Genomic DNA, 15,044 nt, shown 5'->3' with positions numbered 1-15,044 from the left:
GGGGTCAGCGCTTGCTGTACTGAGGCGCCTTGCGCGCCTTCTTGAGGCCGTACTTCTTCCGCTCCTTGACCCTCGGGTCGCGGGTGAGGAAGCCGGCCTTCTTGAGGACCGGGCGGTCCTCGGAGTCGACGGCGATCAGCGCGCGGGCGATCGCGAGGCGCAGCGCACCGGCCTGGCCGGTGGTGCCGCCGCCGCGCAGGTTCGCGATGACGTCGAACGTCTCGGGCTTCTCGGTCGTGACCAGGGGCTCGCGGATGAGCTGCTGGTGGACCTTGTTCGGGAAGTACTGGTCCATCGTCTTGCCGTTGAGCGTGAACTTGCCGGTGCCGGGCAGCAGGCGAACGCGGACGATCGCCTCCTTGCGGCGGCCGACGGTCTGCGCCAGGTGCGGCGCGCCGTTCAGCTGGTGGAGGACGACGGGAGCGGACTCCTCCTCGACCTCGCCCTCCTCGACCTCGACGTCGGCGTCGGACTCGACGTCACCGTCGACGGCGTCGGCCTCAGCGGCCTCGCCCTCGGTGGCCTCGGCCTCGACGGCGTCGAACTCGGCGACCTCCGCCGCCGGGGCGGCGTCGTTCTCGGTCTCAGGGGTGCTCACGGCGACTTCCTCGTTCTGCTCGGTCACTGGGCGACCTTCTTGATCTCGAACGGCTGCGGCTGCTGCGCGGCGTGCGGGTGCTCCGAGCCGGTGTAGACCTTCAGCTTGGAGGCCATCGCGCGGCCGAGGCGGTTCTTGGGCAGCATGCCCTTGATCGCCTTCTCGACCAAGCGGTCGGCGCGGGTGTCGAGGAGCTCGCCGAAGGACTGCTTGCTCAGACCACCGGGGTGGCCGGAGTGGCGGTAGGCGAACGCCTGCTCCCGCTTGTTGCCGGTCAGCGCCACCTTGTCCGCGTTGATGACGATGACGAAGTCACCGGTGTCAACGTGTGGGGCGTAGGTCGGCTTGTGCTTGCCGCGCAGCAGCGTCGCGGCCTGGGTGGCGAGCCGACCGAGCACCAGGTCCTGGGCGTCGATCACGTGCCAGGCGCGGGTCACCTCGCCGGGCTTCGGGCTGTACGTGCGCACGGGTCTACCTCGTCGTCACTTGCGTCAGGGGTCATTGCGGCGGCTGCTCAGGCCGGACCCCAATCACGGGCAAGGACCAGAACACGAGGAGCGCAGTGGGCGCACCCGGGTACCGCACAACAAAGTAGGAAGATACCGGTTGGGTGTCGGGCGGGTCAAAACGACCCCCCTGTCACGCTGTGCAACCGGTCGTCGAGAACGCGCCGGGGACCTGCCCCCGCACGTGCCGAGGCCCCGCGACCGTGAGGTCGCGGGGCCCGCGGCGCGGCTGGCGATCGCGGTCGCAGCGGACCGCGAGCGGGATCAGCCCCAGCGGCCGGTGTTCCGCTGCTCAGCGGACTGGTAGGCCTCGGTGGCCGCGGCGACGGCGGTACCGATGGACGCGAGGACCTGCTGCAGGTCGGCAGCGGAGGTGTCCCACTTGCGCTGCGCCTCCTGGTAGGTCTCGGAGCTCGAGCCCTCCCACTGCGCGATGACGGGCGCGAGGCGCTGCTTGAGCTCGTCCAGCTCGGTCTGCACCTTGGTGGCGTGGCCCGAGATGTCGCCCGCGGCGCCGGACAGCTGCCCGAAGTCAACCTTGATCTGGTCGTTCATGATCTCCCCTAGGAAGTGAAGCTACACAGCGGAAAAAGAATTGCAGGTGGAGCGAAGAGAGCGTGGGAATGAATTCCCAACGATCAGAAACCGCCACCGAGGCGGTTGGAGATGGTGGACATCTCCTGCGCCTGCTCCTCTTCCTGCTGGATGTAGGTCGCGGCCGTGCTGTCCATCTCGTTCGCGATGGCGAGCAGCGCCTCGTTCAGCTTGCGGGCGTCGTCGTTGAAGCGCTCGATCAGCTTGTTGAACGAGTCGGCGGCGTTACCCACCCACGCGGGGGCGAGCGAGTCCACCGTGGACCGCAGCTGGCCCAGGATGCCCTGGACGTTGCCGTTGGTGTTGGTGATGTCCCGAGCCGCGTTCTGGAGCTCGGGAGTTCCGGTGGAGTAACCAGCCATTGCGTGTGACCCCCTAGGTCATTGAGATCAAGCCTGTGCCGGGCCGGCACGGTGTTGCGACGCAGACACTGCCACGACCGGTTCCCCGCTGTCGCGCATTCACCGGAAGTAGTTGCGCGTGTAAACGCTCAGTGACGTGGCGCCCGCCTCAGCTCATGATTCGCGCTTGCGAAAAGTCCTCGTCATCGCCCTGCTCCACCGCCGGTCGCGCACCTCGGGCCGTCGCGGGACGTGACGCCGGTCGCGTTTGCTCGTGCACCCGATTTGCATTCGCTTCCGTTTGCGCTTGCGATTCCCCGGCGGCGCCCGGCATTTCCGAGGGCAAATTCTCGACGGGCAGCCCCCTGCCCTCGCGCCAGCCGCCCGCCACCCTGCGGACGTCCGGGGAGGTTCCGGTGGAGGCCGGGTCGGGCTTGCCCGCCCGCGCCCGGTCGGCGAGCTCCCTGGTGGCCGCGCGCAGGGCCGCGTTGCGCGCGCCGCCCTCGCCCGAGGCCCGGCTCGCCCTGGTGGTGGCGGCGGCCAGGTCCGAGCGGAACCTGGCGTAGGCGTCCTGGATGCCGGTCATGCCCCCTGCTCCGGAAGTCAGCTCGTCACGGACAGGGTCCGCACCACGTGCTCGCAGGCGGACCGCACCCGCTCGCGGTCCTGGTCCGCGTACCGGCAGCCGACGCTGACCTGCACGCGCTCCTGGAACACCACGTACCAGTCGGTCGAGGCGCCCTGGCCCGCTTCGCGGAAGTGCACCACATCCTTGCCCGCGAACGACGCGCCCGCGTCGAAATCGGACAAGCCGGCCCCGCCCGCCTCGTACTGGGCGCGCAGCTCGGCCTGCGCGCGACCGGGTTCGGCGGTCGCGTCGTAGTTGAGCCTGCGCTCCTGCACGACCAGCACGGCGCCGTCGCCGGTCGCGCCCGAGGGCTTGAGCTGCACCCTGCGCTCCTGCGCGTCGCTGCCGGACTGCTCCCAGCCCTCCGGCCGGGAGAAGCGGTAGTCGTACTGGGCCGTGACCCGCTCGTCGGCGGGCGGCGCGGACGTGGTCGGCGCGGGCGACGGGCCGGAACCGGACCACCAGCCGCCGGTGAGCGCGTAGGCGGTGGCCGCGCCGACCACCAGGACCAGCGCGAGCACCCCGCCGACCACCAGCGGCACCCGGCTGCGGCGCGCGGGCGGCCCCGGTCGGGGCCGGGGCTGCGGCGGCATGGTGCTCGGGAATCGGGTCAGCCGGGGCGGCGGGAGCGGTGGCGGGAGCTGCGGTTGGGCGAACGGGCCCGACTGCGGCGGGCCGGGTTGCGGCGGCCCCGGCTGGACCGGGCTCGACTGGACCGGGCCGGGCAGCGGCGGCGCGGTCATCCGCCGGGTGATCTTGCGGGTGCGCCCGTCGGCGGGGGTGATCTTGTGGGTGGCCCCGTCGTCGGGCGGGGTGATCCGGGTGGTCGGCCCCTCGGTCCCGGACGGCCCGCCCGCGCGGGGCTGCTCGCCGGGACCGGCCGCCGCGAGCAGCGCGCCCCTGGCCACCACGGTCTCCGGCTGGTCGATGCTGGTCGGCACCGCGCCGGTCTGCTCCAGCACCAGGCGCGCCACCAGCGGCACCCGGCTCGTGCCGCCGACCAGGAACACCGCGGCCAGCGCGCCGGGCTCCAACCCGGCGGCGCGCGCGGTGGAGGCCACCAGTGCGGCGGCCCGAGCCAGCGGCTCGGCCACCAGCCGCTCCAGGTCGAGCCTGGTGACGTGCGCGTCGGGCAGCGGCGGCGGCAGCGGCACGTCGGTGTAGGAGTGCCGGGACAGGGTCTCCTTGGCGCCGCGCACGTCCTGCCGCAGCACCCGCCGCTTGCGCCGGTCGGCCAGCTCCCTGCCCTCGACGAGCTGCGCCCACGCCGCGCGGTCGGCCTCGGCGAGCGAGCCGCCGATGTGCTCCAGCAGCGCCTGGTCGATGTCCGCGCCGCCGAAACCGGGGTCGCCCTCGGAGGCCAGCACCTGGAACGAGCCTGCGCGGCGCACCACGACGCTGGCGTCGACCGTGCCGCCGCCCAGGTCGAGCACGGCCAGCGCGGCGCCGTCCGGCACCGCGTGCGAGGCGGAGTGGAACACCGCGGCGGCGACCGGCTCCGGCACCAGCCGGACCTCGCGGCCGAGGCCGTGCGCGGCCCGCAGCAGCACGCCGGTGCGCACCGCGCCCCACGCGGCGGGGTGGGTGAGCACGAGCTGGTCGACCGGGGCCCCGCCCGCGAAGCGCCTGGCCTCGTCCACCGCGCGGGCCAGCACGGCGCGCACCGCGTCGGCCACCGGCAGCACCGTGGTGCCCAGCAGCAGCTCGGACTCGTCGACGCGGCGCTTCGGGTGCGGCTCGTAGCGCGCGGGGTCGACGGCGGCCTGCCGCTCGGCCTCCTGGCCGACGAACAGGGTGCCGTCGGCGGCGGCGAACACGGCGGACGGGACGATCGGTTGACCGTCGACCACGACGACCTGCGGTTCCCGCCCGCGCACCGAGACGGCGACGCAGGTGCTGGACGTGCCGAAGTCGACGGCGACGCGCAGGCTCATCCGCACCTCCCCGCGTCCGACCGGGGCCTGCCGGGACCATGCATACAGGATCGGTCCGACGCGCCGCCGCCCGGTGCGGCCGGGCTCCCCCGCCGCGAGCGCCCCGCGCCGGTCGCGCGGGAGGGCGCGAACACCTCCCCGACACCGCCGGGACACCTCCCGGTCGCTTTCCCCCCGCGCGCCGCGCGCCCGGCGCACCCCGGTGAGAACTCTCACGGGCGCGACGCGGTGGAACTCGCCCGTGCCCCGGTCGGGGCGTTCCGGTGAACGGGCCGAGCGCCTTCCGGAGCGGTTCGGGGAAAGGGGCCCTGGCATCCGCTCACCGGGAAGTGCATCCTTCTCGGACACCCGGTCCGGTGATTCCCGATCGGTCGCTCACGGAGACGTGATCGCTGGTCAGCAGCCTGTAACCGGTATCGGAAGGACTTGAGGGGAACAACCGGCGGAACAACCGAAGGGGGTGGTCAACCCACGTGTTCGCGTGTTCGGCTGGATCATATCGGCGGTGCGCGCCGGGTTTCCCGCCCGAACGCCCCCGCCACCCCGGAACGGAGCCCGAGATGACGACGGAAGCCGCGTTATCCGCACCCCACCAGCTGACCGGCGAGCACGCGCTGCGCTACGCGGGCCACTGGACGTGCGCGCTGCGCGAGCTGGCGACGGTGCGCTCGCTGCCCGAGCGCGGCTCGGACGCGGACAGCTCGCTGCGCAGGGTCGCGCGCGAGCTGAGCCCGGCGCGGCTGATCGCCCGGCCGCTGGCCGTGCCGCTGCCGGACACGACCGCGATCCGGGACGACGCCGACCGCGCCGTCGCCCGCTTCGGGCGGGTGCGCGCCGGGTCGGTGCACGCCCACGTGAGCGAGCGCACGGTGGCGACCGTCGCGGAGTGGGGGCTGCCCTCGCTGGTGCTGGAGCTGACCGGGCTGCGGGTCAGCGAGCACCTGCGGATGAACTTCACGGCGGGCCGGGTCGAGCTGAAGGTGGACTCGCGCCGGTTCGGCGACCTGCTGCTGGTGGTCCCGCTCGACGGCGGGGAGACGGTGGTGGCCCAGCCGTGGGGCCTGGAGCGGTACGAGGGGGCGCTGCTGCTGGACAGCACGTGCACGCCGTACGGGCGCCTGTCGGGCCTGGCGCTGAACGTGGGGCTGCGCAGGCTCACCAGGGGCGCCGGGGCGGGGAAGCGGGCGGCCGGGGCGCGCTGAGGGGCCGTGCGGGGGATCGCGCCGACCGTCCACCGACGACCGCCCGCCCGGAGCAGGACCCGGAAAGCGGAGGACCCCACCTCCCCGACAGCGGGGGAAGTGGGGTCCTCGTCGTTTCGCGCGCCCTTACTCCGGCTGGATCCAGGCGAACTGCACGCGCTGCTGGCCCAGCTTGCGGGTGACCAGCGTGCCCCGGCCGGGGGGCTGCGGCGAGGCCTTGAGGTTGCCGACGATGGCGCCCTCCTCCTTGGAGCCCGAGCCGACCATGACCGGCGCCGAGATCTCCCGGAGCTTGCCCAGGATCGGGTCGTACATGGCCCTGGACGCGCCACCCATGCGGCGGACCACGACGACGTGCAGGCCGACGTCCTTGGCCTGCGGGATGAACTCCGCCAGCGGGGCCAGCGGGTTCTGGCTGCCCTGCGGCGCCACCAGGTCGTAGTCGTCGACGATGACGAAGAGCTCGGGGCCCTTCCACCAGGACCGGTTGCGCAGCTGGTCCTGCGTGACGTCCGGTCCGGGCAGACGGCCCTTCATCGAGCCCTGCACGTCCTTGATCATGTCGACCAGCTGGGTCGACGAGACCGCGTAGGACAGCAGGTGGTCGGTGTCGATGAACCCGAGCATCGTGCGGCGGTAGTCGACCAGCATGATCAGCGCCTCGTTGGAGGTGTAGCTGTTCATGATGCCGCGCACGATGGTGCGCAGCATGTTGGTCTTGCCCGCCTCGCCGTCGGCCAGCGCCATGAAGTGCGGGTCGGCGTCGAAGTCCAGGTAGACCGGGGCCAGCTCGTCCTCGTTGACGCCGATCGGGACCAGGTGGCCCCGGTTCGGGTTGGTCGTGGCGACCGCCGTCATGAGCTCCTGGTGCGGCAGCAGGTCGGGCAGCAGTCGCACCGACGGCGCGTGCCTGCCCCGCCAGGAGCCGCTCACCTTGTTGATCATGTCCTGCACGCCCGCCGCCACGTTCTCGGGGTCCGAGAAGGTGTCGATGCGCGGCAGGGCGACCAGGAAGTGCAGCTTCTGCGGCGACAGACCGCGACCGGGACGACCGGGCGGGACGTTGACGGCGACCTTGCGGTCCACGTCGGACTCGCTCGGGTCACCGAGCCGCAGCTCCAGGCGGGTGCCCAGGAGGTCCTTCATCGCGGGCCGGATCTCGGCCCACCGGTTGGCGGCCACGACGAGGTGGACGCCGTAGGACAGGCCCTGGGCGGCGAGCGCCTGGACCATCGGCTCCAGCGCCTCGAACTCCTGCCGGAAGTTCATCCAGCCGTCGACGATCAGGAACGCGTCGCCGAAGTCGTCGTCGCGGATCTCGCCCCGGCGCTTGCGGTTGCGGAACTCGACCATCGAGTCGATGCCCTGCGCCCGGAACCTCAGCTCGCGCTCGGCGATCAGGCCGGACAGCTCGGCGACCATGCGGCGCGCCTTGTCCACGTCGAGCCTGGAGGCGAAGCCACCGACGTGCGGCAGCCGCTCCAGCGAGGCGAGCGTGCCACCACCGAGGTCGAGGCAGTAGAACTGCACCTCCTCGGGCGTGTGGGTCAGCGCCATCGACGTGATCAGGGTGCGGAGCATCATCGACTTGCCGGACTGCGGGCCGCCGACGATCGCGCCGTGCCCGGCCGCGCCGGAGAAGTCCGCCCACAGGTCGTCGCGCCGCTGCTCGAACGGCTTGTCGACCACGCCCAGCGGCACGGCGAGCCTGCCGTTGGCCGGGTAGCCGGGCGCGCACAGGCCCCGGTCGTCGGTCTGCTGGAGCGGCGGGAGGATCGCGTCGAGGGTCGGCGGCTCGTTGAGCGGCGGCAGCCACACCTCGTGGGCGTCCGGGCCCTGGTGCTTGAGCCTGCGGACGATGACCTCGAGCTCGCTCTCCTCGTTCTTGTCGTCCTCCTTCTTGACCTCGACGACCTGCTGCTTGGGCCGCTCGGGCTCCTTGGGGATCTCGATGTAGTCGGGCACGAAGTACCGGGGGCGCTTGTCGCCGCTCACCGGCGCGGCGGGACCGGCCACCTGGATGCCCGCGGGGCGGTAGGGGCCGGACACGTAGAGCGCCTTGAACCGGATCAGGCCGGAGCCCTGCACCGACAGGTAGCCGGAGCCGGGGATGGGCGGCAGCTCGTAGGCGTCGGGGACGCCGATCGCGGCGCGCGACTCCGCCGGGGAGAAGGTCTTCAGACCGATCCGGTACGACAGGTACGTGTCCAGGCCGCGCAGCTTGCCCTCCTCCAGCCGCTGCGACGCCAGGAGCATGTGCATCTGCAGCGACCGGCCGACGCGGCCGATCTGGAGGAAGATGTCGATGAAGTCCGGCTTGGCCGTCAGCATCTCGGAGAACTCGTCGATGCAGATGAACAGCGCGGGCAGCGGGTCGAGGTCGGCGCCGCGCTCGCGGGCCTGCTCGTAGTCCCAGACGTTCTTGTAGTTGCCCTTCGCCAGGACCTCCTGGCGGCGGGACACCTCGCCCGCGATCGCGTCCTTCATGCGGTCGACCAGGGTCAGGTCGCCCGCCAGGTTGGTGATCGTCGCGGCGACGTGCGGCGCGTCGTCGAGGCCGAGGAACGTCGCGCCACCCTTGAAGTCGACCAGGATCATGTTGAGCGCGGTCGACGAGTGCGTGGCCAGCAGGCCGAGCACCAGGGTGCGCAGGAACTCGGACTTGCCGGAACCGGTCGCGCCGATGCACAGGCCGTGCGGGCCCATGCCGTTCTCGGCCGCTTCCTTGATGTCCAGCTCGACGGCCTGGCCGAACTCGCCGATGCCGAACGGCACGCGGTACCGGTCGTGCATCGGGCGCGGGCGCCAGGCCTGCTGCACGTCGAAGGTCATCGGGTCGCCGGGGATGCCGAGCAGCTCCAGCAGGGCCGGGTTGGCCGACAGCGGGTCCTCGGTGTCGCCGCCCGCGTCGCCCACGCCGCCGATGCGGTACGGGGAGAGCCTGCGGGCCAGCGCCTCGACCTCGGTGAGGCTGAGCGAGTCCGGGCCGCCGAACCACTCGACGCCGCTGGCGCTGCGGGCGCCGAGCTTGCCGTCCTCGATCACCAGGCGCAGGCCGCGCCGGGCGGTCAGGTTGCCGAGGGACTCGGACAGGTCGAGCAGGGTGACGCCGACCAGGCCCTCCTCGAGGAGGATCTGCTCCTCCCTGGTCACGTCGCCGTCGTCGATGACGATGACGATGTGCGGCTGGTCGTTGGGCGGCGGCGCGTTGCGGGTGAACCGCTGGCGCTCGCGCAGCTGCTCGTCCAGCATCGCCTCGACCTCGGCGAGCGAGCTGGCCATCATGCGCAGCTGGCCGATGCCGTCGACGATCGACGGGTGCTGCACGTGCGGCAGCCACTTCGCCCACTCCCACTCGGCCTTGGTGCGGCCGGTGGTGACGACCGCGATGAGCAGGTCGTCGGGCGAGTGGAAGGTCGCCATCTGCGCGATGAGGGCGCGGGCGAGGCCGCGCTTCTCGTTGATCTCGCCGATCAGGCCGACGGCGGCGAAGCCGCGCAGCGCGATCGAGATGGGCAGGTCGGGCACCAGCGAGTGGGCGCGCACGAAGCGGCGCAGCGCCAGGGTCGCGATGGGCTCGAGCTCCTCGACGGGGCCGGTCTGCGGCGGGACGAGCCGGGTCGCCAACCGCTGCGAGCCCCGGCCCGCGCGCAGGTGGCAGAAGTCCGGGTCGCTCTGCCTGCGCTCCCACATCCGCCGCGTGGTGGCCAGCGACCAGAGCATCTGCGGGTCGGGGTGGACCCACTCGCGCTCGGCGCGCTGCTCGTCGGCCGCCTCGCGGGCGCGGTCGCGCATCTGGCCGAGGTACCGCAGGTAGTCCTTGCGGTCCTCGTTCATCTCGGCCTTCTTCTGGCCCTTCCCGGAGCCCATGCCGCTGGCCATCATGCCGATGGTCGACACCAGCATCATCCCCGGCATGATCATCGCCGCCGGGCTCCGATTGCTGTACGTGAACATCAGCGCCATCATGCCCACGGACGAGATGATCATGACGACGGGCATCGCCTTCATCATGATGTTGCCGGGGATGACGCGGGGCACCTCGGGTGGCGGTTCGAGGTGGACCTCACCGCCGGGCGGTCGGGGCGCAGCAAGGCGCGCCATGCGCTTGAACTGCAGCGTGCTCACCGAACAGGCACCTCACACAACTAGTAAGACCATCGCCTGGCACGGGCTCTTCGGCCCAGACCACGGGCGCTGACGCCCGGCCGACCGGCAACCGACACTATGGCGCATCACGGCGCGCCACGTCGGTGGGTCCGGGAAAACAACGGGCAACAGCTTCACCCGAACCGGCCTACCGGTGGGACCGCTGGGGCCATACTTGGGGCCGCCCGGTCGGCGTCGAGGTTGCCGAATAGGGTCGGGCGACCCGCAAGCACACACTCTTCCAGGAATTAGGGGGCGCTGGTGGCGACCGGTACGACGGTGTTCAGCCGGGTGACGGTGGTGGCGCCGCGAACGCGTATCGACGTCGCGCTTCCCGCCGACGTCGCGGTGGCCGACCTGCTGCCGATGCTGCTCGACATGGCCAAGGAGGCGACGCCCGACGGTGGCGTGCGCCACGGCGGGTGGTGCCTGGCGAAGCTGGGCGACAGCCCGCTCGACCCCGGCCGCACGCTGGCGTCGCTGGGGGTCGTGGACGGCGAGCTGCTTCAGCTGCGCAAGCGCAACGAGAACCCTCCGCCTCCGCTGTACGACGACGTCGTCGACGCGATCGCGGAGTCCGATCCGGACAGCTACCGGCCGTGGACCAAGGAGACCGCCCGCAAGTACGGCCACATCGCGGGCGCGCTCGGCCTGGCCGCAGCCGCCGTCGCGGTGCTGATGGCGGGCCCGGTCGGCGGCGGTTCCAGCCTGGCCGCGGCGATCAGCGCGGGCGTCGCGGCCATCGTCGCGATCGCGGCGGGCACGGTCGTGGCGCGGTCCTACTCGGCGATCGGCACGGGCGTGCTGATCGTCGCGGCGGGCAGCCTGCCGATGGCCTACGTGGCCGGGCTCTACGCGGTTCCCGGCCCGGTGGGCATGGCGAACCTGCTGCTGGCCAGCGTGCTGGTGCTGATCTTCGCCTCGGCGGCGATCCTGCTCATCGGCCGGGGCATCACGGTGTTCATCGCCGCGGCCACGGCGGGCGCGCTGAGCGGGCTGGCGTTCCTCATCGGGCTGTTCGTCGAGCACCCGATGGTCGGCATCGCCGCGGCCACGGCGGCGGTGAGCCTGGCCGCGCTGTCCGCGCTGCCCAGGCTGACCATCCAGCTCGCGAAGCTGCCCCTGCCCATGGTCCCCACGAACGCGGAGGACCTGAAGGAGGACACCGGCTTCCCGGAGTACGCGGTCATCGAGCGGCGCACGGCGAACGCGCACGAGTACCTGACCGGCATGATCATCGGCTGCGGCGGCGTCGCGGCGCTGTTCGCGGTCATCGCCGCCGGTGACGGCACGGTGTTCGGCCCGATCCTGGCGATCGTGGTCACCCTCGTGCTGCTGCTGCGCGGCCGGGCCTACGCCAACGGGGCCCAGGCGGTCGCGCTGCTGGTCAGCGGCATGTTCGCGGGCGCGGGCGTGCTGGTCGGCTGGCTGGTCGCGTCCTCGCCCGGCGACCGGCTGCTGTTCGTCTTCGGCGCGCTGCTCCTGGTCGGGGCGCTGTCGCTGGTGCTCGGCGTGATCTTCCCCCAGCAGAAGTTCTCCCCGGTGCTGCGCCGCACCGTGGACGTCCTGGAGGCCATCCTGATCGCGGCCGTGCTCCCGCTGGCGCTCGCCGTCATGGACATGTACGTGGTCATGCGCCAGCTCCTCCCGGCCTGAGGTTGGTGACCATGCGACGGACGACGCGCAGGGCCGCGGCGGTCACGGCCGTGGCCATGACCCTGCTCACCGCGCCGGGCGCGCTCGCCCAGCCCGCCGGGGACGACAGCCCGTCGAGCAGCGCGCCCAGCAGCACCGCGAAGAAGGCGCCGAACTCGCAGCCGCCCCCGCTGGACAAGGGGGCGCGCCCGCCGATCGGCCCGGCCAGCCGGGACGTGGAGTACCAGAAGCACCTGAGCTGCATCACCTCCAGCACCGGCAACCAGAAGATCGCCGAGAAGCCGTGGGGCCAGATGCAGCTGCGGCTGGAGGAGGCGCACCGCTTCGCCACCGGCAAGGGCGTCAAGCTGGCCGTCATCGACACCGGCGTGAACGCGAAGCAGCCCCGGCTGGAGGGCCGGGTCCAGGCGAGCGGCGACTACGTCGGCAAGGGCGAGGGCGACGGCGGCGTCGACTGCGACGGCCACGGCACCGAGGTGGCGGGCGTCGCGGCGGCCGGGCGGGACCCGGAGACGGGCTTCGTCGGCGCCGCGCCGGAGGCGCAGATCCTGGCCTACCGGCAGACCAGCGCGCACTACAAGTTCGAGGACCCGGCCAAGCAGGACAGCAGGCCGACGGCGGGCAAGGTCGGCACGCTGGCACGGGCCATCGTGAAGGCCGCCGAGGACGGCGCGGACGTCATCAACATCTCGCTGACCGCGTGCGAGTCGCCGAACCCGAACGGCTCCAGCGCCCAGGAGAAGCAGCTCCAGGCCGCGATCGACTGGGCGGTCAACACCAAGGACGCCGTCATCGTCACGGCGGCGGGCAACCTGGTGGCGAGCGACCCGAACAGCAAGTCCAGCGGGTGCGCGAGCCAGAACGACAACGCGGACCCCGAGACGGTCAAGGTCGTCGCCTCGCCGCCCTGGTACTCCGACGACGTGCTGTCGGTGGCCTCCATGAACCAGCAGGGCGGCGTGTCGACCTTCTCGGTGTGGGGCCCGTGGGTGAGCGTCGCGGCGCCCGGCGAGGACATCGTCACGCTGGACCCGGCGGGCAGCGGCCTGACCAACGCGACCGTGGACCCGAACGGCCAGGCCGCGCGCATCCAGGGCACCAGCTTCGCCGCGCCGTACGTGGCGGGCGTGGTGGCGATGGTGCGCGAGCGCTTCCCGGAGCTGAACGCGCACCAGGTGATGGACCGGATCAAGTCGACGGCCCAGCACCCCGGCAACCCCGGCGGCAGCGACCACAAGGTCGGCGCGGGCATGGTCAACCCCATCGCCGCGCTGACGGCCGAGCTGCCGCTGGAGCGGGCGGGCGCGAAGCCGGAGAACCCGGAGCAGATCTTCACCGACCTGAACACCGGGGCGCCGCCGAGCAAGACGCCGATGATCGTGGCGCTGGCGGGCACCGGGCTGGGGGTGGGGGCGCTGCTGCTGACCCTGTTCATCGTCCACACGGTGAACCGGAACCGGGAGCGGAAACCGGTGAAGTCGGCGTTCTGACGCCTCGTCCGACGACGAAAAAGGGCCCTCGGGAGGAATTCCTCCCGAGGGCCCTTTTCGCATTCCTGAAGCGCCTCAGAACTCCCGCAGACCCCCGGCCGGGCTCGAAACGCCACGTTCCGCAAACCCCTGAACCGGACACGAACGGGGCCTTTTCGCCACGCAACGTGACCAAAAGGCCCATTACGGGCCACCTTCGTCCCACCGGGAGGGGGAACTTTCCTTCGGCAAGCCGAAGCGAGTTCGATGAATTTTCCCGCAGCGGCCGGAGCCGCTGGACCAACCGGGTCAGTCCTCGCCGAGCACCGGCGGCGCGCTCCGCTTCGGCTTCCCGTAGACCTCTTCGATGGTCCCGGTGAGCCGGAACTTGGACTTGTGCTCCTTCTCGCCGCCCTGCTGGCCGCCGGGAGCGCCGCCCATCATGCCGCCGCCCATCATCCCCATGCCACCCATCCCACCGGCCGCGCCCGCTCCGCCGCCCGCTGCGGCGGCGGTCCTGGCAGCCGCGCCACCGGCGCCCTGCTCGGCGACGGCGCTGTAGCCGCCCGGCTGGAGCTGCCCCTGGGAGCCACCGGCGCCGGGCGCGGGACCGAGCGGCACGCCGCCGCCTCCGCCACCACCGCCGAGGCCGCTCACCGAGCCACCGCCACCACCGCCGGAACCGCCGCCCACCGCGCCACCGGCGCCTGCCGAGGCTTTCCGCGTCTCCGCCTCCGCCGCAGGCTCAGCGGGCTTCTCAGCCGCCTTCGCGGCGTCCTCGGCGGCCTTCGCGGCGGCCTTCCGCTCCGCGAGCTCCGAGGACTTCCAGTCCTGCTCGGGGAACCGGTGGTCCATCCGCACGGCGGCGAACTCGTCCTCGCCCTCGCCGGACACCGAGTCGCACAGCCGCAGGAACCCCTCCAGCATGTCCCGCACCGACTCGTGCAGCTCGCGGGCCGGGTCGCGCAGGTCCTCCAGGTGCTGGAGCACCCTGCGGTCCCCGTCCAGCGGCAGCGAGGCCGCCGCCGACACCGCCTCCGCCGCGTCGGCGAACAGCGAGGCCAGCTCCTCCACGGCCCCGCGCACCCCATCGGCGGTCGCGTCGAGCGCGTCGCCCATGACGTTCATGGCGTCGGACAGGTCGTGCCCGGCCAGCCCCACCTGCTGCATGTGCCGGACGAACGACTCGGCGTCCTGGCCCTGCCAGGCCGAGTCGAGCCTGCCCAGCGGCTTGGTCAGGTCGCGGGTGACGTGCTCGGCGACGAGGCCCGCCGCGCGCCAGCGCTCCGCCTCCGCGTGCAGGTCGGCCCACTTGCCCACGACGGGCTGGAAGTACTCCTCGACCAGGTCGCGCGCGCCGAGCCTGCGGCTGATGCCGGACAGGTAGTCCAGCTCCGGCTCGATCCTCGCGGCGATCTGGTGGCCGTCCTCGCGCGCCATCCCCGGTCCTCCCGCTAGCCCTGCTGCCGCTCGACGGCGCGGAGCATCGCCACCACTTCCTCGTCCTGCCCGCCGTAGCTGTCGGCCACCGCCGCGAGCCCCTCGGCCGCCGAGCCCAGGGTCGCGCAGGCCCGGTCGAGCTGCTGGTCCAGCACCTCGGCGGCCCGCCGGTAGGACTCGACGCTGCGCAGGGAGCGCCCGAGGTCGCCGAACGCCGAGGTCAGCGTCGGCCCCGAGCGCAGCTCGTCCCGCGCCTTCCCCAGCTCGTCGGCGGCCTCGCCGACCCGCCGCGCGTACAGCTCCAGCCAGCGGGCGTCGACCTCGACCTTCCCGCTGCCCCTGCCCACCTGCTCGACCACGTGCGCCCCCCAGACCTCTCCCCTCAGACGAACTGGAAAGCGGGGTGGTTCCCCGGAAGCGAGCGAGCGAGCTTCCGGAACCCCACCCCGGACAACCTCACCCTCCAGTCAAACCCCCCACCGGCCCCACCACACCACCGCACCCGCCCCACTCACTCCACCACCGCA

Annotated in this window: 12 protein-coding genes; 3 read left to right on the top strand and 9 right to left on the bottom strand. The window is 72.5% G+C overall.

All coding sequences use genetic code 11. The features are described 5' to 3' along the window. Positions 1–4 precede the first annotated feature (4 nt). The 6 genes from rpsI to LV78_RS16460 all read right to left on the bottom strand — a co-directional run bounded on the left by rpsI (position 5) and on the right by LV78_RS16460 (position 4,601). Positions 5–598 (bottom strand): 30S ribosomal protein S9, encoded by a 594-nt coding sequence (gene rpsI / locus LV78_RS41615; protein ID WP_253846127.1) that lies wholly within the window; start codon positions 596–598, stop codon positions 5–7. A 23-nt stretch (positions 599–621) separates the two neighbouring features. Next, the gene (gene rplM, locus LV78_RS16480) at positions 622–1,065 is read right to left on the bottom strand and encodes a 50S ribosomal protein L13 (protein WP_253846126.1); all 444 of its coding nucleotides are present in this window, start codon (positions 1,063–1,065) and stop codon (positions 622–624) included. A gap of 303 nt (positions 1,066–1,368) precedes the next feature. Beyond that, the gene (locus tag LV78_RS16475; protein WP_253846125.1) at positions 1,369–1,659 is read right to left on the bottom strand and encodes a WXG100 family type VII secretion target; all 291 of its coding nucleotides are present in this window, start codon (positions 1,657–1,659) and stop codon (positions 1,369–1,371) included. 83 nt (positions 1,660–1,742) lie between these two features. Then, positions 1,743–2,060, bottom strand: a complete 318-nt coding sequence (locus LV78_RS16470) for a WXG100 family type VII secretion target (protein WP_253846124.1) — start codon at positions 2,058–2,060, stop codon at positions 1,743–1,745. A 148-nt stretch (positions 2,061–2,208) separates the two neighbouring features. Next, positions 2,209–2,625: a hypothetical protein gene (locus LV78_RS16465; protein WP_253846123.1), complete on the bottom strand. Its 417-nt coding sequence runs from the start codon at positions 2,623–2,625 to the stop codon at positions 2,209–2,211. Between the two features lie 17 nt (positions 2,626–2,642). After that, complete coding sequence (locus LV78_RS16460; RefSeq protein ID WP_253846122.1) at positions 2,643–4,601, bottom strand: type VII secretion-associated protein; 1,959 nt, start codon at positions 4,599–4,601, stop codon at positions 2,643–2,645. A gap of 560 nt (positions 4,602–5,161) precedes the next feature. Here LV78_RS16460 and LV78_RS16455 point away from each other — a divergent pair. Beyond that, positions 5,162–5,803 (top strand): hypothetical protein, encoded by a 642-nt coding sequence (locus tag LV78_RS16455; RefSeq protein ID WP_253846121.1) that lies wholly within the window; start codon positions 5,162–5,164, stop codon positions 5,801–5,803. A 126-nt stretch (positions 5,804–5,929) separates the two neighbouring features. On the opposite strand, the gene eccCa is transcribed toward LV78_RS16455, so the two are convergent. Then, complete coding sequence (gene eccCa, locus LV78_RS16450; protein ID WP_253846120.1) at positions 5,930–9,931, bottom strand: type VII secretion protein EccCa; 4,002 nt, start codon at positions 9,929–9,931, stop codon at positions 5,930–5,932. Positions 9,932–10,213: 282 nt separating this feature from the next. On the opposite strand from eccCa, the gene eccD reads away from it, so the two are divergent. Further along, the gene (eccD, locus tag LV78_RS16445; RefSeq protein WP_253846119.1) at positions 10,214–11,608 is read left to right on the top strand and encodes a type VII secretion integral membrane protein EccD; all 1,395 of its coding nucleotides are present in this window, start codon (positions 10,214–10,216) and stop codon (positions 11,606–11,608) included. Between the two features lie 11 nt (positions 11,609–11,619). Continuing rightward, on the top strand, positions 11,620–13,098 hold the full coding sequence (gene mycP / locus LV78_RS16440) for a type VII secretion-associated serine protease mycosin (RefSeq protein WP_253846118.1): 1,479 nt from the start codon (positions 11,620–11,622) through the stop codon (positions 13,096–13,098). A 288-nt stretch (positions 13,099–13,386) separates the two neighbouring features. Here mycP and LV78_RS16435 read toward each other — a convergent pair whose 3' ends face one another. Continuing rightward, positions 13,387–14,517 carry a WXG100 family type VII secretion target gene (locus LV78_RS16435; protein ID WP_253846117.1) on the bottom strand — a complete coding sequence of 377 codons (1,131 nt, stop codon included), beginning with the start codon at positions 14,515–14,517 and terminating at the stop codon, positions 13,387–13,389. A 14-nt stretch (positions 14,518–14,531) separates the two neighbouring features. Beyond that, on the bottom strand, positions 14,532–14,876 hold the full coding sequence (locus tag LV78_RS16430; protein ID WP_253846116.1) for a hypothetical protein: 345 nt from the start codon (positions 14,874–14,876) through the stop codon (positions 14,532–14,534). Positions 14,877–15,044: the final 168 nt, after the last annotated feature.

It is taken from the genome of Actinosynnema pretiosum (genome assembly GCF_024171695.1).
In the GTDB taxonomy this organism is placed as follows: Bacteria; Actinomycetota; Actinomycetes; order Mycobacteriales; family Pseudonocardiaceae; genus Actinosynnema; species Actinosynnema pretiosum.
Note: the sequence above shows the minus strand (reverse complement) of the source record. Positions and strands in the feature narration are given on the sequence as shown.

Excerpts from the sequence above, each read along its gene's own strand:
- LV78_RS16460 (WP_253846122.1), bottom strand. The coding sequence starts at position 4,601 with ATGAGCCTGCGCGTCGCCGTCGACTTCGGCACGTCCAGCACCTGCGTC.
- LV78_RS16455 (WP_253846121.1), top strand. The coding sequence starts at position 5,162 with ATGACGACGGAAGCCGCGTTATCCGCACCCCACCAGCTGACCGGCGAG.
- LV78_RS16465 (WP_253846123.1), bottom strand. The coding sequence starts at position 2,625 with ATGACCGGCATCCAGGACGCCTACGCCAGGTTCCGCTCGGACCTGGCC.
- LV78_RS16470 (WP_253846124.1), bottom strand. The coding sequence starts at position 2,060 with ATGGCTGGTTACTCCACCGGAACTCCCGAGCTCCAGAACGCGGCTCGG.
- mycP (WP_253846118.1), top strand. The coding sequence starts at position 11,620 with ATGCGACGGACGACGCGCAGGGCCGCGGCGGTCACGGCCGTGGCCATG.
- LV78_RS16475 (WP_253846125.1), bottom strand. The coding sequence starts at position 1,659 with ATGAACGACCAGATCAAGGTTGACTTCGGGCAGCTGTCCGGCGCCGCG.
- LV78_RS16435 (WP_253846117.1), bottom strand. The coding sequence starts at position 14,517 with ATGGCGCGCGAGGACGGCCACCAGATCGCCGCGAGGATCGAGCCGGAG.